The organism is Listeria marthii (assembly GCF_014227425.1).
GTDB lineage: Bacteria > Bacillota > Bacilli > Lactobacillales > Listeriaceae > Listeria > Listeria marthii.
The window spans coordinates 1-26994 of the sequence record NZ_JAASWB010000007.1 but is presented as its reverse complement, the minus strand read 5'-3'; the positions used below and the strand labels follow the sequence as shown (position 1 = coordinate 26994).

27 protein-coding genes and 1 tRNA gene are annotated in these 26994 nt (G+C 38.7%); 21 read left to right on the top strand and 7 right to left on the bottom strand.

What is annotated here, in order from left to right:
* Positions 1–65: 65 nt before the first annotated feature.
* Positions 66–1745 carry a DUF6044 family protein gene (locus tag HCJ55_RS12295; protein ID WP_185518408.1) on the bottom strand — a complete coding sequence of 560 codons (1680 nt, stop codon included), beginning with the start codon at positions 1743–1745 and terminating at the stop codon, positions 66–68.
* A 161-nt stretch (positions 1746–1906) separates the two neighbouring features.
* Between HCJ55_RS12295 and HCJ55_RS12290 the strand changes: the two genes are divergently transcribed.
* The 5 genes from HCJ55_RS12290 (at position 1907) to HCJ55_RS12270 (ending at position 4664) form a co-directional block, all read left to right on the top strand.
* The gene (locus tag HCJ55_RS12290) at positions 1907–2182 is read left to right on the top strand and encodes a hypothetical protein (protein ID WP_185480820.1); all 276 of its coding nucleotides are present in this window, start codon (positions 1907–1909) and stop codon (positions 2180–2182) included.
* A 45-nt stretch (positions 2183–2227) separates the two neighbouring features.
* The gene (locus HCJ55_RS12285; RefSeq protein WP_185518406.1) at positions 2228–2758 is read left to right on the top strand and encodes a cysteine hydrolase family protein; all 531 of its coding nucleotides are present in this window, start codon (positions 2228–2230) and stop codon (positions 2756–2758) included.
* Positions 2759–2833: 75 nt separating this feature from the next.
* A complete protein-coding gene (locus HCJ55_RS12280; RefSeq protein WP_185518519.1) occupies positions 2834–3538 on the top strand; it encodes an HAD family hydrolase in 705 nt (234 codons plus the stop codon).
* A 104-nt stretch (positions 3539–3642) separates the two neighbouring features.
* Complete coding sequence (locus HCJ55_RS12275) at positions 3643–4059, top strand: Rrf2 family transcriptional regulator (RefSeq protein ID WP_008947058.1); 417 nt, start codon at positions 3643–3645, stop codon at positions 4057–4059.
* An 11-nt stretch (positions 4060–4070) separates the two neighbouring features.
* A complete protein-coding gene (locus HCJ55_RS12270) occupies positions 4071–4664 on the top strand; it encodes a class I SAM-dependent methyltransferase (protein WP_185518404.1) in 594 nt (197 codons plus the stop codon).
* Positions 4665–5069: 405 nt separating this feature from the next.
* On the opposite strand, the gene HCJ55_RS12265 is transcribed toward HCJ55_RS12270, so the two are convergent.
* Positions 5070–5159 (bottom strand) — tRNA-Ser (locus tag HCJ55_RS12265).
* A gap of 84 nt (positions 5160–5243) precedes the next feature.
* Between HCJ55_RS12265 and HCJ55_RS12260 the strand changes: the two genes are divergently transcribed.
* The 5 genes from HCJ55_RS12260 to HCJ55_RS12240 all read left to right on the top strand — a co-directional run bounded on the left by HCJ55_RS12260 (position 5244) and on the right by HCJ55_RS12240 (position 10523).
* Positions 5244–5777 carry a DUF3267 domain-containing protein gene (locus HCJ55_RS12260; RefSeq protein ID WP_008947060.1) on the top strand — a complete coding sequence of 178 codons (534 nt, stop codon included), beginning with the start codon at positions 5244–5246 and terminating at the stop codon, positions 5775–5777.
* 63 nt (positions 5778–5840) lie between these two features.
* Positions 5841–6758 carry an aldo/keto reductase gene (locus HCJ55_RS12255; protein ID WP_185518402.1) on the top strand — a complete coding sequence of 306 codons (918 nt, stop codon included), beginning with the start codon at positions 5841–5843 and terminating at the stop codon, positions 6756–6758.
* A gap of 265 nt (positions 6759–7023) precedes the next feature.
* A complete protein-coding gene (locus tag HCJ55_RS12250; RefSeq protein WP_185518400.1) occupies positions 7024–8904 on the top strand; it encodes a heavy metal translocating P-type ATPase in 1881 nt (626 codons plus the stop codon).
* Between the two features lie 95 nt (positions 8905–8999).
* Positions 9000–9728 carry a DUF2238 domain-containing protein gene (locus tag HCJ55_RS12245; protein WP_185518398.1) on the top strand — a complete coding sequence of 243 codons (729 nt, stop codon included), beginning with the start codon at positions 9000–9002 and terminating at the stop codon, positions 9726–9728.
* Positions 9729–9872: 144 nt separating this feature from the next.
* On the top strand, positions 9873–10523 hold the full coding sequence (locus tag HCJ55_RS12240) for a transaldolase family protein (RefSeq protein ID WP_185518396.1): 651 nt from the start codon (positions 9873–9875) through the stop codon (positions 10521–10523).
* Positions 10524–10565: 42 nt separating this feature from the next.
* Here the strand turns inward: HCJ55_RS12240 and ltaP are convergent, their stop codons facing one another.
* Positions 10566–12386, bottom strand: coding sequence for a lipoteichoic acid primase LtaP (gene ltaP, locus HCJ55_RS12235; protein ID WP_008947065.1), 1821 nt, complete (start codon positions 12384–12386; stop codon positions 10566–10568).
* Between the two features lie 234 nt (positions 12387–12620).
* On the opposite strand from ltaP, the gene bcaP reads away from it, so the two are divergent.
* The gene (bcaP, locus tag HCJ55_RS12230) at positions 12621–14012 is read left to right on the top strand and encodes a branched-chain amino acid transporter BcaP (protein ID WP_185503171.1); all 1392 of its coding nucleotides are present in this window, start codon (positions 12621–12623) and stop codon (positions 14010–14012) included.
* Positions 14013–14101: 89 nt separating this feature from the next.
* Positions 14102–14941 (top strand): VOC family protein, encoded by an 840-nt coding sequence (locus HCJ55_RS12225; protein ID WP_185518394.1) that lies wholly within the window; start codon positions 14102–14104, stop codon positions 14939–14941.
* 84 nt (positions 14942–15025) lie between these two features.
* Here the strand turns inward: HCJ55_RS12225 and HCJ55_RS12220 are convergent, their stop codons facing one another.
* Complete coding sequence (locus HCJ55_RS12220) at positions 15026–15310, bottom strand: hypothetical protein (protein WP_185518392.1); 285 nt, start codon at positions 15308–15310, stop codon at positions 15026–15028.
* Between the two features lie 97 nt (positions 15311–15407).
* On the opposite strand from HCJ55_RS12220, the gene HCJ55_RS12215 reads away from it, so the two are divergent.
* From HCJ55_RS12215 to HCJ55_RS12200, 4 genes are read left to right on the top strand one after another with little or no spacing between them, the layout of a single operon-like run.
* Positions 15408–16358, top strand: coding sequence for a magnesium transporter CorA family protein (locus tag HCJ55_RS12215; protein ID WP_185503174.1), 951 nt, complete (start codon positions 15408–15410; stop codon positions 16356–16358).
* Positions 16359–16381: 23 nt separating this feature from the next.
* Positions 16382–17023, top strand: coding sequence for a GntR family transcriptional regulator (locus tag HCJ55_RS12210; RefSeq protein WP_008947071.1), 642 nt, complete (start codon positions 16382–16384; stop codon positions 17021–17023).
* A 41-nt stretch (positions 17024–17064) separates the two neighbouring features.
* Positions 17065–19755: a YhgE/Pip domain-containing protein gene (locus tag HCJ55_RS12205; RefSeq protein ID WP_185518391.1), complete on the top strand. Its 2691-nt coding sequence runs from the start codon at positions 17065–17067 to the stop codon at positions 19753–19755.
* A gap of 46 nt (positions 19756–19801) precedes the next feature.
* The gene (locus HCJ55_RS12200) at positions 19802–20449 is read left to right on the top strand and encodes a GntR family transcriptional regulator (protein ID WP_008947074.1); all 648 of its coding nucleotides are present in this window, start codon (positions 19802–19804) and stop codon (positions 20447–20449) included.
* An 11-nt stretch (positions 20450–20460) separates the two neighbouring features.
* On the opposite strand, the gene HCJ55_RS12195 is transcribed toward HCJ55_RS12200, so the two are convergent.
* On the bottom strand, positions 20461–20994 hold the full coding sequence (locus HCJ55_RS12195) for a GNAT family N-acetyltransferase (protein ID WP_185518389.1): 534 nt from the start codon (positions 20992–20994) through the stop codon (positions 20461–20463).
* Complete coding sequence (locus HCJ55_RS12190; RefSeq protein WP_185518517.1) at positions 20981–21979, bottom strand: DUF975 family protein; 999 nt, start codon at positions 21977–21979, stop codon at positions 20981–20983. Before HCJ55_RS12190 ends, HCJ55_RS12195 begins: the two co-directional genes overlap by 14 nt.
* A 189-nt stretch (positions 21980–22168) precedes the next feature.
* On the opposite strand from HCJ55_RS12190, the gene HCJ55_RS12185 reads away from it, so the two are divergent.
* Both HCJ55_RS12185 and HCJ55_RS12180 read left to right on the top strand, forming a co-directional pair.
* Positions 22169–22378: an Lmo0654 family protein gene (locus HCJ55_RS12185; RefSeq protein ID WP_008947077.1), complete on the top strand. Its 210-nt coding sequence runs from the start codon at positions 22169–22171 to the stop codon at positions 22376–22378.
* Positions 22379–22445: 67 nt separating this feature from the next.
* A complete protein-coding gene (locus HCJ55_RS12180) occupies positions 22446–23153 on the top strand; it encodes a metallophosphoesterase family protein (protein WP_185518387.1) in 708 nt (235 codons plus the stop codon).
* Positions 23154–23197: 44 nt separating this feature from the next.
* Here HCJ55_RS12180 and HCJ55_RS12175 read toward each other — a convergent pair whose 3' ends face one another.
* Entirely contained in the window at positions 23198–23761 is a 564-nt protein-coding gene (locus tag HCJ55_RS12175; protein WP_008947079.1) for a DUF420 domain-containing protein, read from the bottom strand.
* 120 nt (positions 23762–23881) lie between these two features.
* Between HCJ55_RS12175 and HCJ55_RS12170 the strand changes: the two genes are divergently transcribed.
* From HCJ55_RS12170 to HCJ55_RS12160, 3 genes are all read left to right on the top strand, one after another.
* Entirely contained in the window at positions 23882–24298 is a 417-nt protein-coding gene (locus tag HCJ55_RS12170) for a hypothetical protein (RefSeq protein ID WP_185518385.1), read from the top strand.
* A 33-nt stretch (positions 24299–24331) separates the two neighbouring features.
* Entirely contained in the window at positions 24332–24961 is a 630-nt protein-coding gene (locus HCJ55_RS12165) for an endonuclease III domain-containing protein (protein WP_185518383.1), read from the top strand.
* Between the two features lie 210 nt (positions 24962–25171).
* Positions 25172–26994 (top strand): LapB repeat-containing protein (locus HCJ55_RS12160; protein WP_185518381.1); only part of this gene is annotated, 1823 nt, incomplete at its 3' end.

Genomic DNA, 26994 nt, shown 5'->3' with positions numbered 1-26994 from the left:
ATCATACCACAAAAAAAGCGAAAGGCGCGATTTGTTCTCTAGGGAAAAATCGCGCCTCACGCTTTTTAATTAGCTACTTTGTACAAATAGATTTTCCAGTAAGATTCTTTGTTGTTGAACGCTTTTTCAAATTGGAGTCCGACGTCCGATGCGTTATCAATTGGCACAGCGGACAAAATATACTCACCGCCAACCGCTTTAAATGCCTCGGAATTAAAATCTAGCTGTTTAATATGTTTATCTGAAGCCTTCCCGAAGTCATAATTTTTCCCTAACTCAGCAGAAAATAAATAACAACGATTGCCCCAATTATCATAATAATCTTCTAAAACAGGACTCTTATCTAACTCACCAGCAATAATTTTCCGGAAGGCCTTTTTATAAGCAAGCGGATAGGAATTAACGTAGCCATCCACCGTATAAAAACCATTTTCCTGAGAGACAGACGGATGCAGCCCAATGCTACCAACGCGGTAACTTGACTGCGGTTTACCAATATAATCTTTAATTTCTTCAAATTGCTTCGTCGCATAAAATTGATTAATGCTTGGCGAACCATTTCCTGTGCGATAGTAAATCTCAGAATTATTAGCGAAAACGACTACGAGTTGCAACACGATTGCTACATACGCCAACTTCCGCCACCAATTTCCTTTTTTGATTAAGTAAACAATCGCAAGTGCAAATAATCCATAAAATAGAAATGGCTGTAGAAAATGGAACCGCGAAAAATTAAACGTCCGCATGATTTCCACGTTCTCTTTAATGACATTCCAGCCCTTGTACCACCAGAAACCATACCAAAAAGATAAAAATAAATTAAATCCGAACAACCATAAAAATAGCTTTTCTTTCACCCATTCGCGTTTTATAAGGATGAGCACAAGAACAAGAAGTAAAATCGGCAAAATAACAAATCCAGCCAGCGCCTGATCATGCGTATGCCCATTAATGAAATTTTTAAAACTCAGCCGAATCGAACTTAAAAAAGATAACTGCGGTAAACTAAATTCACTCCTCGAATCTGGCTCGGGGTGCAAAAACATCGCATAGATAAAGCGATAATTCACCAAGGCGTAAAGCAATCCCATATAAATCATACTGAGTAAAAAGCGAATATTTACTTGTTTTTTCTTAATCACATCATATAGCCAAATACACCCAACCATCACTAAAAAGAAACAAAATCCTAATATTAAACTTGAGTAAAATGGAAGCAATGTCAGTATGACCACATTCCAAATGCGTCGCCGATTATTTCTAATGTTCAAAAATGCCCATAAAGCAAGCGGCATTCCAAGCGTACTCAGCATACCAGATGGCCAATATGGCGTCAGCGCAAAAGCCAAGGAAACAAAATAAAGCGGCACGAGATATTTTTTGTCTTTAATAAGATAATCCCTTGCCCATAAAAATAACCCTAAAAATGCAAACACACGTGTAATCAATTGACTCACCGCAAACGCAATAGGTGCACTGAAAATCATATAAAGCCAATCAATGCCAACAAACTCTGAATCAAAAGAATCTCTCGGGACACTATCATCCATTATCTGATCGATATTTGCCGTCCCCACTTTTGCAGTATAATCTCCGCTATCCAAAACCATTTTGTACCAGGTCATATTGGAATCCAAGTTATCATGAATTCTCACATGACTATTCCCGCCAAGAATAAATAATGGAGCGACATAAATTGCCAATAATAGAAGTGCGACAATTAGCCACTTATGCTTCTTCCACATAATTCTCCTCCTTTTCTTTCTCTATATTATGTATACCCAAGAAAGCCAACTCCAATTATAACAAAAGAAATACCATTTGTTCATTCAAAAGGGGGACAGCCAGTTTTCGCCTGCTTGTAATCGGGGTATAAAGAGAGAAATGAACTAAGGGGGGCTTCATGATGAAAGAAGAATTATTACAAGCAATCGAAGTCGGCGAGCCAGTTTTACTCGTAACAGCAATTGGTTACATTGTTGGAATCGTGGAAACGAAAGGAGAACTAATCCGTTTGAGTGATGTGTATATTAATTGTATTTCTGCCTCGCGAGTAAACCGTTTCAGCCGAGGACTAGCCGTGAATGTCAATCAAGTCATTGGAATGCAGCTATTAAGTAAGGCTGAGAAAGCGGAAATGATTGGCGGCTGGAAAGCATATGTGGCACCAACAGCAGGGTAAACAGGTATGCTATAATGAATGAAAAAAGCGCGGAGGTTAGAAAAAATGATTTTACTAATTGTTGATACGCAAAAATTAATTATGACGAATGAGCTGTATAATTTTGATTCACTTGTACCTAATATCGAAAAATTAATAGTGACTGCTCGGAAAAATAAGGTGGAAGTCGTTTATGTCAGGCATAACGATGGACCTGAAACAGATCTCACCAATGGCCAAGACGGCTTTGAAATTTACGAAAAATTTGCACCAGCTAATACCGAAAGAATTTTTGATAAAACAGTAAATAGTGCTTTTAAAGGGACTGGCTTGCTAGAATATCTACAAGAAAAAGGCACAGAAACAATTATTGTAGCAGGGTTGCAAACAGATTTTTGTATTGACGCAACAGTAAAATGTGGATTTGAACATGGTTTTCAAATGATTGTCCCAGCTTTCGCGAACTCGACAGAAGCAAATGAATTTATGACAGCCGAAAATAGTTATAAATACTATAACGAATGGATGTGGCCTGATAGGTACGCCAACTGCCTTTCTATAGAAGAAACGATTAATGAAATGAGCAAGAGAGCCTAGGCATTACGCTTAGGCTCTTTCTACTTTTTCGATTTAATGATAGAGTGAAAGGAGTGAATTTTGCAGGAGGAAATGATGATTAATTTAATTTTTGATATTGACGATACTGCCTATGACCAACTAAAACCATTTGAAGAAGCCTTTAAAACTGTTTTTGGAACAGTTAATCAATTGAAAATCGAAAGTTTATATATTAAAAGTAGATTTTATAGCGATGAAGTATATCACCGAGTTGTACGAGGCGAAATGCCAAAAGCGGAAATGCACGTTTACCGAATTACGCAGGCGTTAGCTGATTTTGACTACCAAATCACGAAAAAAGAAGCCGAGAACTTTCAAATTGCTTACGAACAAAATCAACGTAAAATTGAACTTTCACCGGGGATTAAAGAAATTCTTACATGGGCGAAAAAGAACCATATTACTATGGGTGTTATTACGAATGGCCCGAAAGAACACCAACAACATAAAATAAATGATTTACAAATAAACGATTGGATTCCTGTAGCGAACACTTTTATTTCTGGGAAAGTAGGGATTGAAAAACCAGATAAAAAAATATTTGATCTAGTAGCAAAGCAAATTGGAATTGATGGTGCGAAAACGTATTATATTGGTGATTCCTTTGAAAATGATGTTATCGGTTCGAAAAATGCTGGCTGGCATTCGATTTGGTTGAACAGACGAGGTCATTTGGAGCCGAAAGATGCAGCGTACCGTCCGGATCATTGCGTTGAAAATGAGCAAGAATTATTTGCACTTTTACAGGAGATATTTTAAGACCTTTTTCCATTTTGGGAAAAGGTTTTTTAGTTATAAATTGACAATTTTGATTAACAGGGATATTATAGAGTTATTAAGTCTTTAATTGAGAAGGTGAAAATATGAAATTCTCGAAAGCAACGAATTATGCGTTACATACGATGGTTTATTTAGCGAATTTATCACCAGAAAAATCTGTTGGCGTGAAAGAACTTGCGACCAAGCAAAATGTATCACCAACGTATCTATCTAAGGTGTTAACAATGTTAGTAAAAGCAGGTTTTGTTGAGTCAGTAACTGGCGTCAATGGCGGTTATAAGCTAGCAGAACCTGCAAGTAGCATTAGTTTTCTAGATGTCATTCAAGCAATTGAGGGAAAGGGTGCATTTTTCCATTGTGACCCTAAAAACCATAGCGAAAGCCAGCCACACTGCTTAATTGGCGAAGTGATGAATAAGGCGGAGCAACAGATGGATGACTATTTAAGCAAGCAGACAGTAGGCAGTATTGTCGTAGAAATTGAAAAACATCAACATTAAGGAGTGCTAAAATGAAACATCATCATAATCATCACGGGGAAGCTGGATTTAAACGAAAAGTAGATTATTTGGATCGACCAGAGCGGAGCGAAGTGTTGTCGCCAGAGGACTTTTTGAAAGCTATGCCAATCGAAAAAACCACGAGCATTTTAGATTTAGGGGCGGGAACAGGATTTTTAACGATCCCAGCTGCAAAATTGGTTGATAATACTGTTTTTGCATTAGATTTAGATGCGAAAATGTTGGAGTTAATTGAGGAGAAAGCGAAAGATGCGGAGTTGGCTAATGTAGAGACGTTAGAAGCGAGCATGGATGATATTCCGCTTGAAGCCAGTTCGGTGGATGTTGTGCTTGCATCGCTCGTGTTGCATGAAGCGGAGTCACTTGCAGATGTTTTGCGTGAAGTAAGTAGAGTTGTGAAAACGGGCGGCTATTTTGCAAGTTTGGAGTTTGATACGAAAGGGACTGATTTGAAGGGACCACCAATGGAAATTCAAATTTCGGCGGAGAAATTGAAGGATGAGCTTGCGGGATTTGGGTTTGAAGTGGTGAAGAATTGGCAGTTGGATGAGGGGATGTATGTGAGTATTGCGGTGAAGAAGTAGAACGAAATTAAATATATTACTCCTAAAGCCAATATCACTCTATGGTATAGGATGAAAAGAACTATAATGGATTAGGAAAGGGGGAAAATACTTTCCTAATGTAATAAAAGAAACATTAATATCGAATGTGTAACACCCTAACCCACCAGTTAGGGCTTTTTTTACGCAAAAAAATATGAATGAAAGACAGAATTGAACGAATTCAATCATTTATGTGCATATTATTATATGATTTTTAAACAGTGATAATATATTCTTATTCTATTTGATTTTTCGTGGCAAACTTGTGGAAAAAATTTTCCAAAACAATCCAAACTAAACAAAAATAAAAAAGGTTATCTATTGTGAAATGGCTATTTCAAGCCATTTTGTAATAGATAACCTTTGCTAAACGAATTCAACAAACGGAGAAACGGGGATTCGAACCCCGGCGCGGCATACACCGCCTAACAGATTTCGAGTCTGTCCCCTTCAGCCGGACTTGGGTATTTCTCCACTGTGACATAGAATGCCGACAAGAAGTATTGTATAATAAAATTAACGAAAATACCAGTGTTTTTTATAAAAGGAGCGGGCTGAATGGAAAGAAAATTGGTTCAAGAAATAAATTTACTGGAAAATAAAAAGTTAGTGATGAATTTGAATATTGTTGCGATTGTTATTGTACTCGTATTAACTGTTTTAGGAATTGTTTTTTCAGGCGGTTTTGCAATTACGAATGGTTTTATGGGAATCATTTGGATGTTTGGTGGTTATGCAGTAGCTATTGTTATTCATGAGGCGGTGCACGGGATATTCTTTAAAGCATTTCGTCCAGAAGCAAAAGTGAAATTTGGTTTTAAAAATGGGATGGCTTATGCGGGCAGCCCGGGAGCGTTTTATACGAAAGCGCAATTTTTTATTATTTCGATTGCGCCATTTATTGTGCTTACGGGTTTGTTCATTTTTCTGCGCTTTCTTGGTGTGAATGAAGCAGTTCTTTATTTGATCTTTGCGCTACATACGTCAGGATGTGTGGGCGATTTTTATTACTGCATTCTTTTGATTAATCAGCCGACTGGAATCGTTGTCGAGGATACGGATAAAGGAATTAATTTTTATTCAGAAGGTTAAGTTTGGTAACGATTACAACAAAGTGTTAGAATAAGGATATACTTTTAGAAAGAGGTGCTTGGTTTGAAACGTATAACAATTGGTAATATCGCTTTAACAGCTTCAGAAATTTCGCTTGGATGTATGAGAATGGCGGATCTTAGTAAAGAAGATGCAAACAAAGTGATTAATACAGCACTTGAAAATGGCATTGATTTTTTTGACCACGCGGATATTTATGGCGGCGGTAAATCAGAGGAAGTCTTTGCTGATGCAATCGATATGAATGCAACGATTCGTGAAAAAATGATTCTTCAATCAAAATGTGGGATTCGTCAAGGATTCTTTGACTTTTCCAAAGAGCATATTATTTCATCTGTAGAAGGTAGCCTAAAGCGCCTGAAAACAGATTATTTAGATACACTTTTACTTCATCGTCCGGATACACTTTTCGAACCAGAAGAAGTAGCTTCGGCTTTCACTGAGCTTGAAAAAAGTGGGAAAGTTCGTCACTTCGGTGTAAGTAATCAAAACCCGGGTCAAATTGAGTTACTTAAAAAATATGTCGACCAAGAATTAATCGCCAATCAACTGCAATTTAGCATTATGCATACTGGCATGATTGATACTGGTTTTAATGTGAATATGACGATTGATCCTTCGCTTGATCGTGATGGCGGGATTTTGGAATATAGTCGTTTAAATAATATGACTATCCAAGCTTGGTCTCCGTTCCAGTTCGGTTTCTTTGAGGGCGTGTTCTTAGATAATGACAAGTTCCCTGAATTAAACAAAACCATCGACAAAATTGCTGCTGATAAAGGTGTAACCAATTCAGCGATTGCTGTTGCATGGATTCAGCGTCACCCTGCAAGCTTCCAAACAGTGGTTGGTACAATGAACCCGGGAAGAATTGCGGATATCGCTAAAGCATCTGATGTAACGCTTAGCCGCGAAGAATGGTACGAAATTTATCGTGCTGCAGGCAACCAATTACCATGATTTATGCCGACACTTGGGCTCTGTGCCCGAGTGTTTTTTTGCGCAACAAAATGATAGTGAAACTCATTCTCAATTACAAAACAATTTTATCAATTAGTTTGAAAAGTCTTTTCGGAAGTGCTATAATAACAAGTGAGTTAGGGACGCCTATCTTGGGAATTAATTATAATAATTATTGTTTAATCTGTTTTTCGCGCTTGCGAAAGCAGATTTTTGTGTTTTTTAGGGTAATGGGAATCATTATCATTTGGAGAGGATGAGCATAATGAAAGCATGGATGAAGCAGAATTGGCAATTTGTAACGACTGGTATTAGTGGGATTTTGATTATTATTGGTTGTTTAGTCGGCAGTGATGTCGGTGACTTTTGGACAGCAGTCATTTTCCTGAGTGCGTTTATTATCGGTGGTTTTGAGCAAGCGAAAGAAGGAATTCAAGCAACAATTAAAACGAAAAAATTGAATGTGGAACTTTTGATGATTTTGGCGGCTACTGGTGCGTCGATTATCGGGTACTGGTTTGAAGGGGCAATACTTATTTTTATTTTCTCTGTTAGTGGGGCGTTGGAAGCTTATACGACGAATAAGAGTAAACGTGAAATCACGAAATTAATGGCTTTTCAACCAGAACGAGCTTTTCGGCTACTTGCGAATGGCGATTTAGAAGAAGTTGCAGCAAAAGATTTGCAACTCGATGATATGGTATTGGTTCGGCCGGGGGAAAGTGTTCCGATTGATGGCGTCATTGTTCGTGGTTCGACAACGTTAAATGAAGCGGCAATCAATGGCGAATCGGTGCCAGCGACGAAAACGATTGGAGCGGACGTATTTGGCGGTACTGTCAATGTGAGCAGTGCCATCACGGTCAAAGTAACGCAAACTTTTGATAATACGATTTTTAGTAAGATCATCCGCTTAGTGGAAACGGCTCAAAGTGAACCTTCAAAAACCGCGCGTTTTATTGAACGATTTGAAGATGCTTATGTAAAAGCAGTCCTATTATTTGTGTTAGTGATGATGTTTTTACCTCATTTTGCATTAGGGTGGTCGTGGAACGAGACGTTTTACCGGGCGATGGTTTTACTAACGGTTGCTTCGCCTTGTGCGCTCGTTGCTTCGGTAACCCCGGCGACTTTAGCGGCAATTTCTAATGGTGCGCGCCACGGGATTTTGTTTAAAGGCGGCGTACACTTGGAAAATCTGCGCGGTGTAAAGGCAATTGCGTTTGATAAAACTGGAACGCTAACTAATGGAACGCCTGAACTTACGGACCGATTATTCGCGGAAAATGTAAACAAACAGCAAGTTATTAATGTGGTTGCTGCGATGGAACGGCAGTCTTTGCACCCGTTAGCTGCGGCGATAACGCAAGATTTAGAAGCAGAAATTACCGAAAAATTAGCAGAAATTGAAGTTACAGATGTGCCAGGTTGGGGAGTGAAAGCTGAATATAACGGGGAAATCTGGCAAGTTGGTAAGGCTGGCTTTGTTGGCACAGAAGCGGCTGCTAAATTTTCCAATGGTGCGTTTGAACGACTTGCTAGTGAAGGAAAAACGATTGTTTATATTGCTCGAAATAGCGATGTTTTAGCAATGTTTGCTCTCAAAGATACTTGCCGCCCGGAAGCAATTCGTACAATCAAAGCCCTTCAAGCGAAAGGGATTAAAACGATTATGGTAACCGGAGATAATGAACAAACTGGTGCGGCAATTCAAGCCGAACTGGGGATGGATTATGTCGTATCAGGTTGCCTACCGGAGAAAAAAGTAGATGTATTAAAAGAACTATCGGCTACTTATGGCAGTGTGGCGATGGTTGGTGACGGAATCAATGATGCTCCAGCGCTTGCACATGCGGCTGTTGGGATTGCGATGGGCGAGGGAACGGATATTGCGATGGAAACAGCGGATGTCGTCTTAATGAAAAATGACCTAGAAAAAATCCCTTACGCGTACACACTTTCCGAACGGCTTCACTGGATTAGTTGGCAAAATATTTGTTTCGCGATTGCGGTTATTCTTGTCCTTATCACAGCAAACGTCTTCCAATTAATCAATTTACCATTCGGGGTTGTGGGACATGAAGGAAGTACGATTTTAGTAATTTTAAATGGACTTAGACTTCTTAGATCAAACCGAAAACATTGATATATTTGACTGCTCGTCTATTCCTAGTCTAAGATAGATGGGCAGTTTCTTTTTGCGGAAAAAGGGGTATTGCATGATAGATTGGAGATGAGTGCATGAAGAAAATCAACTGGACACAATGGGTAGCACTATTTGTTTTTGCATCAATGGGGATTTCCGTGGTCTTTACTATTTACGAAATTTTCACCGCACCAATAAAGCAACCGGCAACCGGGCCGCATGTGACATTACGAGGGGATTATATATTTTTACTATTTGAAATTTTGTTAGGAATTTTTATTTTGCTGTTACCTTCGATTATTGCACGTCGCTTTAAATTTGAAATACCGGGTCTTGTGTACATTTTATTTATTGTCTTTTTATACGGCTCGATTTATCTTGGGACTGTTCAAAAATTCTACTCAACCGTGCCACATTGGGATAAAATTTTACATACTTTTAGTGGGGCGATGCTTGGGGCAATTGGTTTTTCGTTTGTCAGCTTGCTTAACGCTAACGACAAAGTAGTGATGAAACTGAAACCGGGTTTTATCGCTGTATTCGCGTTTTGTTTCGCGGTAACGATGGGAGCTTTCTGGGAAGTATATGAATATACGTTTGACGGGTTTCTCAATCTGAATATGCAGCGTTATAACCTATCTAACGGCACTCCGCTCACTGGTCGTGCAGCATTAGAAGACACGATGACAGATATTATTGTCGACATTATCGGCGCGTTATTTATTGTTATTGTTGGCTATTTTGCACTGAAAAAAGGCCGACCTTGGATGGAACGCTTTGAATTCAAACGGAAAAACTGGAAAAAAGAACCGAAGAAAAAATAATCGCAACAAAGCATCTGCGCGTCTATGCAGATGCTTTTTTAGTTGTACAAAAGCGCCAACAACTTTGGGGCTGAGAAACAATTGACTGGATCTTAGAACTTTTCTACACTTAAAATGAGAAGAAAACTTTGAAGGAGTGAGGAAATGTTTTTAGATACGGGGAATTTAGAGGAAATAAAGAGAGCGCTTCAATTTCCGTTTTTTGAAGGTGTGACTACTAATCCGACCATTTTATTAAAGGAAAATCAGCCGAGAAAAACGCATATTGCCAACATTCCCGCGAAATTAGTCTTTGTTCAAGCTGCTGGGCTAACGGAAGCTGAAATCTGGGAAGACGTAGCGCGAATTCAAGCAATTGAGCCAGCGAAAGGTACGACGATTGGTTTGAAAATTCCAGCCCATGAAGCTGGCATCAAAGTGATTGCTAAAGTGCGCGCTGAGTTTCCTGAGGCAATCATTCTCGCAACCGCGATTTTCTCATCCGAACAAGGCTACATTGCCGCACTTTCCGGGGCAGATTATTTAGCGCCGTACTACAATCGCATGGAAGTGAGCGGGCTAGATGCAGCAAAAACAATAGAAGAATTACGCTTCGTGCTAGATTTACAAGGACTTGAAGACGTGAAAATCATGGGAGCGAGTTTTAAAAATAGTCGCCAAATCATGCAGGCTCTAGTAAGTGGAGCGGATACCGTGACAATTGGTTACGACTTATTCTTACAAATGATGAACAAGCCACTGGCGCTTGAAAGCATCGAAAAATTTAACGAACATCAAGCTGCTTTACCAGAATAAGCAAAAAAGGAAGTATCCAGCAAATCCGGATACTTCCTTTTTTTATTTATCTTCGTCCCGTAATGGTAAATTGTTTACGTAGCTATCGGAATACTGCAAGAGTTTTCGGCTTGCGTCAAAGCGTTTCTTGACTTCGCTTGAAAGTTCTTTATTCGTGCCGTCATAGTTCGTTGCTGCACCAGTTTCAAAACTTTCGTCTGGTTGGTACATATACGAATTGGTGAAATAGCTTCCTTCTGGCATCGTATAGCGTTCGGGAACGTAATTGTTGGATGAATTGAGAATATCGGTACCGAACATAATTTGGTCGCCGGTTTTAATACCAAGTAAATTCATCACAGTTGGCATAATATCAATTTCGCCGCCAACATTTTTGATTTCGCCAGGGTTTTCCATGCCTGGATAGTGCAAGAAGAACGGGATACGGTAATCATCAGCCGGGTCAGCTTTAAGCTCGGTAGAACGATTGACGTATTTTTTTTGTTCCTCAGGTAGTTGATCGGTTTTGATAATGTGGTGATCGCCGTAGAAAACAACTACAGAATCGTCCCAAATGCCGCTATCTTTCAGTTTTTGAATGAACTGGCCAAGTTGTTTATCCGCATAATGAACTGCTTCAAAATAGTTACCAAGCTCGGTATCTTTTAAATCATCTGGTAAAGCAATTTCTCGCTTATCTTCTGGAATATCAAATGGCATATGGCTACTTACGCTAATCAATTGCGCATAGAATTTTTGGTTATTTTTATATTGCTCTTCTAAAATCGGGAAGGCTTTATTGTAAAGCACTTCATCACTTGGAGAGAAGCCAATCACGTCTTCATCACCAAAGAATTTACGATCATAAAACTTATCAAATCCAACTGCAGGATAAAATTCATCACGATTGTAAAAACTAGCGTCATTTGTATGGAAAGTCGCGGTTTTATAATCATTTTTACCAAGCAAACGTGGCATGGACGGGATTACCCGATCGCCGTATGTTTGGGTGTTGGTGTAGTAACCACTTGGGAAAGTCGACGTATAAACCGACCATTCCGCATCGGCTGTATTGGATTTAGAAACCGTTTGGAAAAATTGGTTGGAATACATTGTTTCGTTTTGTAAACTGTCTAATGTTGGCGTAATTGACTGACCATCAATTTTGACGTTCGTTAAATTACGCTGGAACGACTCGAGTTGAACAATGATAAGATTCTTACCTTTAGCGGCACCGAAATAATCGGGATTCGACTTGACGGTCACACCTTTAATATCGTTGACGTTTTTGGCGGTTATATCAGCGGCTTTTACATGGTCGGCGCCAGTAAGTGCGGTACTAATATTAAACGTGAAAATCCCCATTCGTTTTGCTCGCTTGGAGTCACTGATAATGTTTTGCTGCATCATGAAATAAGTAAAACCACTTAAAACAAGCAAAGTGCTCACAAAAGATACACCATAAACGCGGCTAGTTATACGAAATGACGGGAACTCGTGCCCTTTTTTTATGTTGAAGTAAAGAATAAATGGTAGTAAAACGATATCTAGAATGTATAACCAGTCAGTTCCGTTTAACAGACTTGTAGCACTGTTTTTAACGACGCCAACTTCACCGATAAGAGAGAAGCTGTGGTAAGTCGGAACTTCATTATAAAACCGGGCATAAAGCACACAAACGAGCATTAAAATCCCAATGAATAAAGACATTCCTGCATACCAATAAATATGCGAACGAACCGGTGCAAATAAATGAATCAGTCCAAGAAGTAAAACGATAAACAGCAGGTCCATTCCAAGTGCCAAGAAGTTAGGATCTTTAAAAATCTGGAAATAGGCAAAAGTGAACTTACCAATAATTAATAGAAAATAAAATAAAATCAACTGAATTCCTCTTTCTAGCATGCTTTGTGACGAATACGCACAAATCCATTCCTTCTAATTTTAGCTCAATCGTGCGAACAGTGCAAATCATGAAAGATGATTCTGATATATTTGGGTAATAGGTTCTAGTTTAGGAAAGATTAATTAGTTTTTGTGTTTTTTTTCACAACTCTATTGACCTTTAAAGTGTAAAAGTATACTATTTTAGAAGATAATAAAAAGGTAGGAGACAAAATGAATTCATTATTTAGAAGAAAACCGATTGAAGATTTAATGCAAAATAAAAGTGGAAGTACACATTTAAAGCAAACTTTAGGGCCATTTGATTTAACGCTGCTTGGCGTGGGGGCAATAGTTGGGACAGGGATTTTTATTTTACCTGGGACGGTTGCTGCGAATAATGCCGGGCCAGCGATTATTTTTTCCTTTGTGATTGCGGCGATAGTTTGTGCAATTGCGGCAATGTGCTATTCCGAGTTTGCGTCTAGCGTTCCCGTTGCTGGGAGTGCCTATACATATGGTTATGTCGTATTTGGGGAATTAATTGGCTGGTTGCTTGGATGGGCGCTTATTTTGGAGTACGGGCTTGCTGTGGCTTCTGTTGCGAGTGGTTGGTCTTCTTATTTAAATGCGCTGCTTTCCGGGTTTCATATTTCGATTCCGCAAGCGATATCTGGGCCTTTTAATCCAGAAGTAGGTACATTTATTAATTTGCCGGCGATTATTATCGTGCTTGTGATTGCATTTTTATTAACACTTGGAATAAAAGAGTCGACACGTGTGAATACAATCATGGTTGCTCTTAAAGTAGGGGTTATTTTACTTTTCTTAGTAGTAGGCGTGTTTTACGTTAAACCGGATAATTGGCAACCATTTATGCCATTTGGAATGAGTGGTGTGATGAACGGGGCTGCGTTAGTCTTTTTTGCTTATTTAGGCTTTGACGCGGTATCATCAGCGGCGGAGGAAGTGAAAAATCCACAACGAACTATGCCAATCGGAATTATCGGTTCGTTACTTATTTGTACGGTATTATATGTTGCGGTTTCGGCTGTTTTAACTGGAATGGTGCCTTACACAGATTTAAACGTAACGGATCCAGTAGCCTATGCTTTGCAAGTGATAAATCAAGATTGGGTAGCTGGGATTGTGTCACTTGGCGCGGTCGTTGGGATGATTACGGTTATTTTAGTGATGAGTTACGGCGCGACTCGACTAATTTTTGCCATGGGGCGTGATGGTTTATTGCCAAAAGTGCTCGCTGAAATTAACCCGAAATACAAAACACCTGTTAAAAACACCTGGATTTTTGCGGTAATAGTCGCGATTATTAGTGGGCTTGTTCCATTAAATAAATTGGCAGAATTAGTAAATATTGGGACGCTTTTAGCATTTATGATGGTGTCGATTGGCATTATTTTCTTACGTAAAAACAAAAGCATTCAAGCTCGAGGTTTTAAAGTGCCATTTTATCCAGTATTACCAATCGTGTCATTTCTATTATGTGCGTTTTTGATTAGCCGTTTATCCGTTCATACGTGGATTCTTTGCGGGATTTGGTTCGTTATCGGCTTAATTGTTTATTTTGCTTATGGTAGAAATCACAGTGAATTACTTAAAAAATAATTAACTTACTTTTTGTAAGTCGTTTTATTGGAATTCGAACGCTCCTTGTGTTGTAATGAATGTATTACAATAAAAGGAGCGTTTTTAACATGGGAGCAATTAATGAAAAATTACGACTTGGCGAAGTTGTATTAAATGTAGGTCATTTAAAAGAGATGGCAGGTTTTTATCAAGAGGTCATTGGTTTAACGTTATTAGAGGAAAACGAGCGGATGGTTCGGCTTGGTGTAAGTGGTTCCGATGAGGCGCTACTTGTGCTTAAAAAAATCGATCATGCGGTGGTTCCAGAAGTACCGCGCATTGGGTTGTTTCATACGGCGTTTCTTTTGCCAACACGGGAAAGTTTGGCGGATGTACTTACGCATTTGGCGAAGTCAGGTTATCCGATTGATGGTGCCGGAGATCATGCTTATAGTGAAGCACTTTATTTACATGATATTGAAGGAAATGGCATTGAAATTTATGCCGACCGTCCGGAAAATGAATGGATGCGTGATGGTGATGGGAATTTGCCAATGGTAACCGAACAAGTTGATGTGGATGGATTGCTTCAAATTGCGTCAGGCAAAACTTTTACTGGAATGCCAAATGGAACGATTATCGGTCATGTGCATTTGCAAGTGGCAGATGCGGATAAGGCGGAAGCATTTTACAAAGAGGCGCTTGGAATGAATTTGACCACAGCGATACCGTCAGCGAGATTTTTTGCGGCTGGCGATTATCATCATCATATTGGTTCTAATATGTGGGCTGGACGTCAATTGGAAAATCGTCAGGAAAATGAAGTGGGACTGGCTTGGTTTACGATTATAACGCCGGATAAAGAAGCAATAACCGCTAATTTAAAACAACAAGGATATGCAGTGAAACGATTTGAAAATACCATTTCAGTGACTGATTCGAACGGTATCAAGATTCATTTTAAATAAAAAAAAGAACTGTTTAAGCGAAAAATGAGCTTAAACAGTTTTTTGATGCGATAATAAGGGAAAGGTAGATTAGACTAATTATTTTTAATGTTTACGTTGAACGGTTTTCTTGAAAAACCAATTGCTTGATTGGAAAATCGTTTGGAAGATTAAAAAGACACCAATTCCAAGTGTTAAATAAGAAAGCGCTAAGGCTGCATTGTCTGGGAATGAATTTTGTACAGCGAGAAAGGTAATAAAGAAGCCACTATTGGCGCAAAAAGCTATCCAAAACCAAGATAAACCACTAAGTTTGCTTACTACAAAAGAAAGGGCAGAGACAGTTGCTGCTAAAACAATTCCTGTAACTATCATAGACATAAATTCCATTTTCATCGCTCCTTTGTCATAAATGAATTATTATTAATAATAATGTAACATAAATGAAATATTTTGTAAAGAAGATACAAAGAAGGGAGATACACAGATGATTGAATTTTTTAAAACGACCAATGAAAAAATGGAGCAACTTGCTGATTTAGAAGACGGCTGTTGGGTAAAAGTGACTGCTCCGACAGATGAAGAAATTGAAATATTAAGCAAAGAAATGGATGTGCCAAAACCATATATTTTAGATGCACTGGACTCTGAGGAGCGTTCTAGAATTGAGTTGAAACGAGCGGAGCAAGATGTCAGACATTCGCTAGTCATTGTGGATTACCCTTACGAATCAAAAGATGAGCTAGGCTATGCGATGTATGAAACGCTTCCGATTGGGATTGTCTTGACTAGAAAACATCTTGTAACGATAACATTGCGCGACTTGCCAATCCTAGAAGATGTGCAATCTATGAAGTTAGAAGAATACGATACAACCAATCATAAACAATTTTTGTTAAAATTATTGTATGCTGTATCTTATTATTACCTCAAATACTTAAATCAAATCATTAAACAGACAAATAATTTAGAAATCCAGATTAAACAGTCGATGAAAAACGAGCAACTGTATGCGTTTATGGCGGTTCAGAAAAGTTTAGTATTTTTTGCAACAGCGCTTCAATCTAATAAAGCAATTCTCGATAAAATGGAAGATGTGGAACATTTTATGCAGCAAGAAGATAATCATGATTTGCTGAGAGATGTTATTATTGAAAATAAGCAAGCAATTGCGATGACGGATACATATACCCAAATAATTAGCGGCATGTCGGATGTGTTTTCTTCGGTCATTTCGAACAATTTGAATATCGTGATGAAATTTTTAACATCATTTACGATAATTTTGTCATTACCAACGATTGTGGCGAGTATTTATGGGATGAATATTAAGCTACCGTTTATGCATAATGAGCACGCGTTTGCGTTAATTCTTTTATTTACGCTGTTAATTACGACGGGAGTAACCGTGATTTTTTGGCGTAGAAAATACTTTTAATATATAGAAAACGAGGGATGAGCATGGAAAAACAAACATACGAAAAATTAGCATATTATACAATCAAAGAAAAAATTCTCAGTGGAAAGCTTCATGTAGGGCAACATATTTCAGAAGCTGGTATTGCAAAAGAATTATCTATTAGTCGAACTCCAGTCAGAAAAGCAATTGCGGTTTTAGTATCCGAAGAACTAATCGAATACGAACTAAACCGGGGGGCAATTGTAATCGAAAGCAGCATGAGCGCTGGTCGTTTTATCGAATTACTAGAAATGGCAGAAATTTTAGTCGCTCAAACCATCGAAAAATGTAAAAATAAAAATTTAACTTATAAACCAGAGCAAGGAAACGAACTTTTAAAAGAAATGCGAGAAATCCAAAGAGAAGAAGACGTGGATGCTTACTTGTCTTTGCTTAGTAAATGGTTGCTGCAATTTGTAGCGCAGTTGGCCAATAGTTATGCCGAAGATATTGTTCGGAAAATGAAGCGTGATTTCTTTAATAAAGCACAAAAAGATATTAAAATAATTCCAGTCCTTTTGGAAAACGAAACGATGGACGCGTTAGAACAATTATCTTATTATATGGTTGAAAAGAAATATGATTCAGCAAAAGAGGTAATGCAAAAATTAGTGAATTTGTATATTATCCGTACATTTAGATAGTATTTCTAAAATGATTTGCTTGAAAACAGGGGGTGCTTTTGATGCGGAAAGTATACGAAATATTTATTTTAGACTGGCGCCGTCTCTTCAAAGCGCCTTTAGCTTTGTTATTAGTTATTGCACTGATTATTTTGCCATCCTTGTATGCGTGGTTTAATATTGAAGCACTTTGGGACCCGTATTCGAATACTTCGGGGATTAAAGTGGCAGTTTCGATTGATGATGAAGGCGCGGAAGTAGATGTGCCAGGGAAAAAGCCTCAACAAGTCAATGTCGGGGAAGAGCTTAAGAAAACGCTGGAGAAAAATAAAAAACTGGGCTGGACGTTTGTAAGTGAAGCGGAAGCCAAAAAAGGCGTGAAAAGCGGGAAATATTATGCGTCGATTCACATTCCGAAAGATTTTTCAGAAGATATGGTTTCGGTTGTCAGTGATAACGTCACAAAACCAACTATCGATTATTCGGTCAACGAAAAAATCAATGCTATCGCGCCAAAAATGACCGAAAGCGGAGCAACAACAATCGTAAATCAAATCAGCTCGGAATTCGTCGGTACGGTGAGCAAGGCAGTTTTAGAAGAGTTTAATAAAGCCGGGATTGATCTTGAAAACGAATTACCGACAATCAGGCGCTTGAAAACCAAAGTATTCCAAGTGCAAGATGCGTTACCAGAGCTCAAAAAAATGGGCGCAGAGGCTGTCAAAATTGAAGCCAAACTACCTGAATTAAAAGCAAAAGCCAATCAAGTTGTCGAGCTAAATGAGAAAATCCCAGAGCTCAATAAAGCGACCGAAAATGTCCTATTAGTAGAGCAACAACTACCGAAAATCGACCAACTTGGCCAAGATATTCTCGTGCTTCAAAAGAAAATTCCAGAAATCAAACAAATCGCAGAGTCAGTAAAAGAAGTGGATGAAAACTTCGGAACGATTAAGAAAACAGTCAATGACGCGGTGAATGAATCTGGTAAAGCGCTCGATGTGATTGATACGGCGATGGCGGCGATACCAACCGTAGAAAAAATCGCTCAAAATGGTAGTGGCTACGTGGATAAAGTATCCGATTTTGCGGATGAAATTAATAAGTCTTTTGATACGTTAGCACCTGCGATTAAACAAAACTTAACGCTAATGAAGCAAATGGCGGATAACATTTATCAAGTTACAGAAGCAATTAAAAACGGTTCGATTAGCGCAGATCAAGCGATTGCCGAATTGAAAAAAATGGAACAAGATATTGATTCCTTACAACAAATGATTTCGAAACAAACAGCGACTTTAGAAAGTTTAAACGAAACGTTGCCGAACAAGCCATTTACTGATTTAATCAAGGATTTAAAAGCAATTAACGGCCAGTTAGGTGCGCAAAAAGCAACGATTACAAAAGTCCGGACAGAACTGGAAAACGGAGCGCAACCTTCCGAGGAACTTTTAAATCAATTAAATGACCAAGCGAAAAATGTTAGCGCGAAATTGGACCAAATTTTAGCAAACTACGATTCGGAAATTGTTCCAGCAATCAAAGTCGGCTTAAACCAAATTCAAGGGGATTTAAAAGACAGTCAAAAACTACTGGAAACGTTGCAAGCCAAAATCCCAGAAATTACACAGGTGTTGAAAGATTCCAGAGAAACGTTGCAAACAGGCCAAACCTATTTAAAAGAGTTCCAAAAACGGCTACCAGAAATCCAGAAAACGTTGGATGAAGCGACCGAAGTTATCAAAACTAAATTAGACACCATTATCGCGGGCATTAACGAAGCGGCGAACTTTTACAAAAACGATTATCCGAATGTAAAAGCCAATATTATAAAAGCAGCCGATTTCATTCGTAATGATTTACCAGGGCTCGAAAAAGAAATTAACCAAGCATCTAACTTAATCCAACAAAAAATGCCAGAATTCGAAAAAGCGATTAAAATTGCGGCCGATCTATCAAGAGAAGAGCTACCAGAATTCGAAAAAGCCATCAATAATGCTGCCAATAAAATTACCGACTTCGACAAAAATTACGATTTACAAAGCATTATTAAGATGCTCAGAAATGATGCCGACAAAGATAGCTCCTTTATTGCCAACCCGGTGAACTTAAAAGAAACAAGCTACTATCCAATTCCCAACTACGGCTCGGCAAGCTCGCCATTTTATACGGCGCTATGTCTGTGGGTTGGCGCACTATTACTGATTTCATTACTCCGCGTCGATGTAGAAGTGCCAGCCGGTATATTTAGCCATTATCATCGCTATTTTGGCCGACTATTAACATTTTTATCAATTGGATTAATGCAGGCGCTCATCGTGACGCTCGGGAATATTTTCTTACTCGGCGTTTCCATTGCAGAACCACTACTCCATGTGCTCTTCAGCATGTTCATCAGCGTAGTGTTCATGACGATAGTTTATACACTCGTCTCGCTATTTAATAATGTCGGAAAAGGGATCGCGATTATTTTACTCGTTTTACAAATTTCAGGAGCAGGCGGGAACTTTCCGATTCAAGTTTCGCCACCGTTTTTCCAAGCGATATATCCGTTCTTGCCGTTCACTTATGCTGTTAGTTTAATCCGAGAGAGCGTTGGAGGGCTTTATATGCCGACAGTCTGGATCGATATGAGTGTCCTTGCCGGATTTGCGATTCTGTTTATTGCACTAGGCATTTTACTCAAAAAACCACTCGATAAAATAGTGCCAAAACTCTCGGAAAAAGCAAAACGAAGCAAGCTCATCCATTAATAAAATTTCTGTGATATAATTACGAGCGAAGAGGGGAGGCAGACTTGTGGCAAATAAATTTAAAACACTAGATAAGATGGTTTATAATTTACTTCTTGAAAAAATTAAAAATGGCGAATTAGTGGTGAACCAACATTTAGCGGAAGAAAAACTGGCGACCGAATTCGGTGTGAGCCGTTCACCGCTGCGAAAAGCAATTGCAACACTCACTGCTCAAGGCATTGTCAGCTATCACGAAAATAGTGGCGCCGTTTTAAATGATGTCCTTATTGATGCAGCCCGCTACGTGCAATTAATGGAAACCATCGATATTTTTGTCGATGCTGCTATCGTCAAGGCTGCCCATTTTGGTTATGAAATGGATGTCGAAAAACTGCATGAGCGCGTGGCTGAGATGGAGCGCTTTTCGTATTTAACAGATGTGGAAAATTATTTTGAGGCACATCACCGTTTTATTCTTTGTTTAATTAGTTTTGCTGAAAATCCCTATCAAGTTCGCATCGCCAAGCAAATTTTCTTTCAAATGGTTCATTTTTCTGACGGAATTAACATTTTTAAATCCGTCGAAATTAGAGAATGGACTAACAAAAAGAGTAAGCAGATTTATGAGCTACTCGCGGAAGAAAAAACAGAAGCCGCTAGAAAGACGATTAAGTCATTGTTTGCGGAACTTACCATTCAAGCATATAGATAAAAAGAGCTGTCCTAGATGGACAGCTCTTTTTGATATAAATTAAAACCATTTTTCTCACCTGAAAACGCGAAATCATAACGCAAGTACATTTGATTTAGCTGTTCATTCGTTTCAATACAATCCAACCGAACAAACGGAACCGACCGTTCTTCCGCCAATTTTTCAGCAAAGTAAATCATTTCCTTGCTAAAAGAAAAACCGCTAAACCTACGGGCAACCATAATCCGGTGCAAATAATAAGCTTTATCATTCGCCAAGTTGCCCCATAAATCTGTATCCCAATCGCTCGGTGTTTTCCGAATAATCATCGCGCCCGCAAGTTCACCATCAGTCGTTTCAAAAAGTGCGACTTCACCAAGCTCAATGCGTTGTTCGATGTTATGCACATCAAAACCATGCAAAATATCGCCCCACTGGGTTGAACCCGATTCTTTTAACCAGCGAGCCGTATTCATCATTAAGTCCATTATTATCTGACGGTCATTTGGCAAAGCAAAGCGGACTAGAAATTCCAGTCCGCCAGCCGTGATTTTATTTTGGTTCATTTTCGTCTTTCGGAGCCTCAGGATTTTCAGGAGCTTCTGGACTCTCAGGCGATTTAGGTGCCTCAGGAGTTTCAGGAACTTCAGGAGTCTCGGGTGTTTCAGGAGCCACAGGAGCTTCTGGAACTTCGGGTTCTTTTGCTGTGTCAGGTCCAAAGCCTTCTGGATGTGTATCTTCCACAAATGGATCAGCTTCTGTTGTTCCGAATGGGTCAACTTCTTCGTCAGCAACGATTACTGTTTCTTCTGTAAAAGTGCCTTCGCTCGCTGCAAATAAATCATCGTAGAATACAGCACAAGAAGTGATTAGATAAGGATACACATAAAGCGAAATACCAAGTCCAATTAACCAAGAAGCTAAAATCAATACTAGTCCACCAAATGCAGCACCGGCAGAAATTGTGGAGATAACTTGGGATGGATCAGTAGAATAATAAGATGAAGTGGCAGCTCCACTAAATACAATAACAGATCCGACAATCGCAACAGCAATCGGAATTAAATACCAAAGTAGGAATGTAAGAGATAGTCCGAAAAGTCTACCTTTGTGTCCATTCATCATATGGCGGCTTTCTGTGATAGCGTCTAATGGGGAAATATTAGGATTATCTCTTAAAATGAAGAAAGTTTGTGAATAAGAGTAAGTTTTAATAATCCCAGGCACGATTAGTAGTAAGCTCCATAAGAAAGTGAAAATAAAAATTAGCAAGTAAGCTACAAATGTACGGCCAAATTCTTTAAAGCCACTAAACATATAAGCAACATCAGGTTGTTCCCCGCGGCTAATTGCCAGGTACACCCAAGCAACACCGGTGTATAGTGGTCCTGTTACTAGTATCATAGCAACCTGACCTATGAAAGGAATCCAACCAAGTATTCCTCCAGTCACTGTTAAGATTAACCAAGCGAGTACAAAAATCCCAATGGCAATTCCCCAGTTACCACGTAGCGACTCTTTCGCGGTTCTTTTTACTTGTGAAATAGTCATCATAATGAAAACTCCTTTTTCGTTTATTTTAGTATAATAGCAAAAAATACCTACTCCTAAAATAGCATACTTTTCAGGACTAATACAGTAATAAGAGGCGTGATAAAAAAATGCTACAAAAAGGATTACATTTCTATTTTTAGGGGAAAAGTAATTCTATGTAGTATGACTAATTTGGAGGTGGCGCATATGGCCCATGAGAATTTAAGAGAATTAGAAGATCAATTAATTGAGTTGCGACAAACGTATCAAGAAGTAATCAGTGAAACGAGAGATTTTGAAGACCCACAACTCCAAAATGGACCAATCAATGCATCGGAAGTTAGATTAAGTGCAATCCGTCACGAGATTGCTGAAGTAGAGAAGAAAATCAAAAAAGCAGAGAGCGAAACCGAATAAGAAAAAGGCGTCCATTTGTTAATTTAGCAAAGGGGCGTTTCTTTTACGTAGATTTGGAGGTATAGCGATGAAGCCAATTTTTGCTGTAGGGGATGTTCATGGAGAAATTACGCTTTTAGACGAATTGCTGGAAAACTGGGATAGAGAGCGCGAACGGCTTTTGTTTGTCGGGGATTTGATTGATCGCGGCGAGAACCCGGCGGCGGTTCTTAGAAAAGTAAAAGCATTGGCGGACCAAACAGATGTGATCGTTTTAAAAGGAAATCACGAACAAATGCTACTTGATTTTCTTGAGAATCCCACAGAAAAAATGCACTATTATTTAAGCCAAGGTGGGATGGAAACGATTCAATCGCTAATTGCAGATTCGTTAGATAAAAAAATGACACCAGAAGGATTAGCAGAACGGATTAAAAATGAGGCTTCGGAACTGATTGATTTCATCCGGAATTTGCCACTTTATCATGAAGAAGGCAAGTATGTATTTGTGCATGCGGGAGTGGATTTTTCTAAAAAAGATTGGCATGATACCGAGGAGCGCGATTTTTTCTGGATTCGCGAACCATTTTTATTTGGGAAGAACAACACTGGGAAAGTCTTTATTTTCGGGCATACCCCAGTGCAAAATTTACATAGTAATGGAAGTTCGGGTATTTGGGTTTCGGAAGATAAAACGAGGCTCGATATTGATGGTGGCGCGGTTTTTGGCGGGGAGCTTCACGGAGTTGTTGTGGAAGAAAATCTTATTACCAAAAGTTTTTCTGTAAAAAAATAAGCATCAAATGGGCTTTTTTAAGAGCTCATTTGATGCTTTTTTAGTTAATAATACGGTGCCATGAATAAGTATACTAGTACGCCAGTTAAGCTGACATATAGCCAAATTGGCATAGTCCAACGAACGATTTTTTTATGTTTCTCAATTTGCATCGTCCAGCCCCATACAAGTGCAAATAGCGCGAGTGGAACGACGATTGCCGCTAAGAAACTATGTGTAATTAAGATGAAAAAGTAGATTGGACGGATAATTCCAACTCCACCAAATGTGGAAGTTTCTGCTGAAATATAGTGAAATGTTAAGTAAGTTACTAAGAAGAATAACGTTGATGTAAATGCTGCTAAAATGAAGCCACGGTGCATTTTAATGTTTTTCTTTTTTATAATCGCCCAAAGTGCAATAACTAAAAATACAAAGGTAAAACTATTAAAGATGGCGTTCATCCGCGGGAAAATAGTAATGTCAAAATGCACTGCTCCTTGATAACCAATTGGTGAGAAGAATAGTAGCAAAATCACCACAACCGCGACAAATGAAATGATCATTATCGGCCAAAAATAGTTTTTATCTGATGTCGGCTTTGTGAGTTTTTCTTTATTTTGTTCCATGAAAAAAATAGCCCCCTAAATATAAAAAATTGCTGTACTTCTTTCATTATACATGACGAACATATCGGATGCGAAAGATTGAACTTTTAAGGTATAATAGGTTTTGAAAGGGTGTTTCTTATGTCGATAATTGCACGAGAATTAACAAAAGCGGAAGAAGCCGAAATTATCCGTTTAAAAGAAGAAGGCGAAGTAATGCTCCAAACGGACGGAACTCCAGAAGAGCGCATCGAGAAAATTGCTGCATACTTAAAAGATACCTCGCCAGACCCTGATTTGGCAGAAGAACTTGGTTATGTTTTAGGCTCGTTATACGGAGAAGCGGTGCGGGAAAAGTATCAGTGGAAATGGCTATTTGTCTCTGAAAATGATTTAGAAGGTTACGCGATTACATCGAAAGAGCATGGCTATACATTTATGGTGCATGACTATTTTATGCAAGTAATCGTTCAGAATAAACCGGATAATAGTAAAATGTTATTTGAGTTAATGGTTGATATGATAGGGAATCGGGATGGTTTCCGGATGATTGGGTGAGGAATAACTGCTTTTTTGATGAGGTGATACGCGGTGAGCGGGAACGAGCAAAAAGTGTTAGTTTTAAATAATTTAGTGGATCATTATGGGTATCAAGATTGGTGGGAAGCGGATAATCGTCTGGCTGATTGGCTTTCGATGATATTAATCCAGCGTACGACAGAGAAAAATGCCAAACAAGCATTAGCGAATTTGGCGCCATATTTAGAGTTAGATAGCTTACTTAAGCTAGATATGGCGAAATTGGAAGAATTAATCTATCCAGCCGGTTTTTATAAACAAAAAAGTATCTATATTAAAGCACTTGTCAGGTGGTTTAATGACCATGGAGCTAGTTTTGATAAGTTTCGTCGCTATTCAACGGAAGATTTGCGAAAAGAATTATTGGGCATAAAAGGCGTCGGGGAAGAAACTGCTGACGCGATGTTGCTGTATATTTTTGAGCGGAATGTGTTTATTGCTGATTTGTATGCAAGGCGATTATTTACGCGGTTAGGCTTTGGTGAGTATAAAACCTATGAGCAAATGCGCGAAGAATTTATGCCTATTGTAGGAAAAATTTCGCATAAATTATGCAAAGAATGGCACTCCGTTATCGATGTTCATGGGAAGTATTTTGGCAAGGATAAGACGATGGATGAAACGTGGTTATTGGAAAGTTAATAATAGCAATGGAAGCCGTGATTTTTGGCTTCTTTTTTTTGTGCCGATAAATTACTTTTTGGGTTGAAAAGGCGCCGACACTTTTTTGCCATATTTTAAGAAGAAATCACTTATTTTAATAGACTTTTCGCATGAGCCTATAGGTATAATTATAGTAATTAAGTAAGCCAGTTTTTAATACATAGAGACTAAACATAAGGAGGAACTATATTGAAGAAACTAGCGAAACTCATAATAGCATTTAGTGTTATTTGTTCTATTATCATCGTCCCTGTTGATATTCCTGTGAAAGCGGAGGAAAGTAATAAACGTGATGACCTGATTAAGTCCGTGAGTTTTTATAAGTCGAATGGACAAAGTCTTACTGCGAAGGAAAAATATAATGAACAACTAGATTATTTTTTGGAAGTGGCTTTTGGCGGGAATTCTTTCAAGAAAGGCGATTATTTTGATGTGACCTTATCAACGGATGCTTTGTTTTACACGGATAAAGTGTATGATTTGAAAATCGATGTTGATCCAACTGCAGCTGTAAATGAGCAAGTGGTCGGGAATGTTCGTGTGATACAAAATAATGATGTTTACACACTGCGCATTTATTTTACAGAAGATTCGGATTCTTTATTCGTGAACAGTTTTAATGGGACGTTTAAAATACAAGTAATGCCAGCGCATGGCGATAAAAATCTCATCAACTTATCGTATAATGGGGCTCGTCAAAATTTTAAAAACATTGGTACGAGTAGCGTTGAATTAAATGTCGATATGGCAAGTGATTGGCCGCCAGTTGGGATAAGTGATTTTTCGAAAGTGAGCGGCGATTTATACCATGCGATATTAGTATATGAAAAGCCAAAAAGCAAAGTAGATTATGAAACGGAAATTTTAGTTTCTTATCCACTTTTTGAGAAACGGATTCCGCTTGGCAATGTCCAAAATATTAAAATTGAAATTTGGGATGAAGCGAAGGGAATATATCGGTTAGGTGTAGCTGGTGTTGATTACGGCACGATTACATATGACGTCGGAACGCCATTTGTGGGTGGACCAGTTTTTCAAATGAATTGTACTATTCCGTTCAAGGGGATTTCTACGAGAACGCGGGTTAGTTTTGATATTGATACGAATGTGGATGGGAAGCCTGGGACAACGGATCCATATCTTGTTAGTCTTTCTTCGCTGGCATCTGCAACAAAATCACTTCAATTTTATCCAGTGAATAATGGGAATGCGAATATTAGCGCTACTTTTTATGGCAAAGTAACTACGCAGTTTGAGGATGAATTAGGCAATCCGATTACTTTTGCTGACTATAGCGCGGCAACTATTCCCGGAAAAGTTAATCAAGCTGGCAAATATGAAATAACGGAACCTTTTTTATATAATTCGACACAAAATATCGATAAACATGCGTTTGATAATTTGTTAAGTGCGAACAAATATAAATTGCTTAGTGTAACTTCGAATAATAAGCTTTCTGAGACGACAGACAACTTAAATATACAAATCAAGCGAGGTTATCAAAATGATGTCTTGTATAAAATAAAAGCACTTCAAAAGCCGGTTATCAGCGCGCTTCCGGAAATGGAATATAGTAAAACGGTGACGCGCACGGTAGAAGAATTTCTTACGGATGTCGAGGCTAGCACGGATATTCCGGCTGATATAAATAGTGATTTATCCAATGTGAAATGGGGAGTTCCCGGAGATTATCCTGTTCTGCTAACCGCGGTGAATGAAGACAATCAGGCGGCTGACCCTGTTTCTGTTACGATAAAAATCCTTAAAAATCCAGCACCAATTATTACAGTAGACCCAGAGATAACCTATGATAAAACAGTGACGAAAGACGAAAGTACGCTACTTAATGAAGTAAATGCGCGAACGAATGATGGTTCGGCAATTATTTCAGATATGGATGAGCAAGTGAAATGGGGCGTGCCGGGTGATTACGAAGTCACTTTGCAAGCGGTGAATGAAGATGGTGTGGCAGCAGAAGCGAAAACGTTTGTAGTGCATATTTTGAAAAGTCC

What these genes read in the sequence shown, in the direction of transcription:
- HCJ55_RS12295 (WP_185518408.1), bottom strand. Translation starts at nt 1,745, where the DNA reads ATGTGGAAGAAGCATAAGTGGCTAATTGTCGCACTTCTATTATTGGCA.
- HCJ55_RS12290 (WP_185480820.1), top strand. Translation starts at nt 1,907, where the DNA reads ATGAAAGAAGAATTATTACAAGCAATCGAAGTCGGCGAGCCAGTTTTA.
- HCJ55_RS12285 (WP_185518406.1), top strand. Translation starts at nt 2,228, where the DNA reads ATGATTTTACTAATTGTTGATACGCAAAAATTAATTATGACGAATGAG.
- HCJ55_RS12280 (WP_185518519.1), top strand. Translation starts at nt 2,834, where the DNA reads ATGATTAATTTAATTTTTGATATTGACGATACTGCCTATGACCAACTA.
- HCJ55_RS12275 (WP_008947058.1), top strand. Translation starts at nt 3,643, where the DNA reads ATGAAATTCTCGAAAGCAACGAATTATGCGTTACATACGATGGTTTAT.
- HCJ55_RS12270 (WP_185518404.1), top strand. Translation starts at nt 4,071, where the DNA reads ATGAAACATCATCATAATCATCACGGGGAAGCTGGATTTAAACGAAAA.
- HCJ55_RS12260 (WP_008947060.1), top strand. Translation starts at nt 5,244, where the DNA reads ATGGAAAGAAAATTGGTTCAAGAAATAAATTTACTGGAAAATAAAAAG.
- HCJ55_RS12250 (WP_185518400.1), top strand. Translation starts at nt 7,024, where the DNA reads ATGAAAGCATGGATGAAGCAGAATTGGCAATTTGTAACGACTGGTATT.
- HCJ55_RS12245 (WP_185518398.1), top strand. Translation starts at nt 9,000, where the DNA reads ATGAAGAAAATCAACTGGACACAATGGGTAGCACTATTTGTTTTTGCA.
- HCJ55_RS12240 (WP_185518396.1), top strand. Translation starts at nt 9,873, where the DNA reads ATGTTTTTAGATACGGGGAATTTAGAGGAAATAAAGAGAGCGCTTCAA.
- bcaP (WP_185503171.1), top strand. Translation starts at nt 12,621, where the DNA reads ATGAATTCATTATTTAGAAGAAAACCGATTGAAGATTTAATGCAAAAT.
- HCJ55_RS12225 (WP_185518394.1), top strand. Translation starts at nt 14,102, where the DNA reads ATGGGAGCAATTAATGAAAAATTACGACTTGGCGAAGTTGTATTAAAT.
- HCJ55_RS12220 (WP_185518392.1), bottom strand. Translation starts at nt 15,310, where the DNA reads ATGGAATTTATGTCTATGATAGTTACAGGAATTGTTTTAGCAGCAACT.
- HCJ55_RS12215 (WP_185503174.1), top strand. Translation starts at nt 15,408, where the DNA reads ATGATTGAATTTTTTAAAACGACCAATGAAAAAATGGAGCAACTTGCT.
- HCJ55_RS12210 (WP_008947071.1), top strand. Translation starts at nt 16,382, where the DNA reads ATGGAAAAACAAACATACGAAAAATTAGCATATTATACAATCAAAGAA.
- HCJ55_RS12205 (WP_185518391.1), top strand. Translation starts at nt 17,065, where the DNA reads ATGCGGAAAGTATACGAAATATTTATTTTAGACTGGCGCCGTCTCTTC.
- HCJ55_RS12195 (WP_185518389.1), bottom strand. Translation starts at nt 20,994, where the DNA reads ATGAACCAAAATAAAATCACGGCTGGCGGACTGGAATTTCTAGTCCGC.
- HCJ55_RS12190 (WP_185518517.1), bottom strand. Translation starts at nt 21,979, where the DNA reads ATGACTATTTCACAAGTAAAAAGAACCGCGAAAGAGTCGCTACGTGGT.
- HCJ55_RS12185 (WP_008947077.1), top strand. Translation starts at nt 22,169, where the DNA reads ATGGCCCATGAGAATTTAAGAGAATTAGAAGATCAATTAATTGAGTTG.
- HCJ55_RS12180 (WP_185518387.1), top strand. Translation starts at nt 22,446, where the DNA reads ATGAAGCCAATTTTTGCTGTAGGGGATGTTCATGGAGAAATTACGCTT.
- HCJ55_RS12175 (WP_008947079.1), bottom strand. Translation starts at nt 23,761, where the DNA reads ATGGAACAAAATAAAGAAAAACTCACAAAGCCGACATCAGATAAAAAC.
- HCJ55_RS12170 (WP_185518385.1), top strand. Translation starts at nt 23,882, where the DNA reads ATGTCGATAATTGCACGAGAATTAACAAAAGCGGAAGAAGCCGAAATT.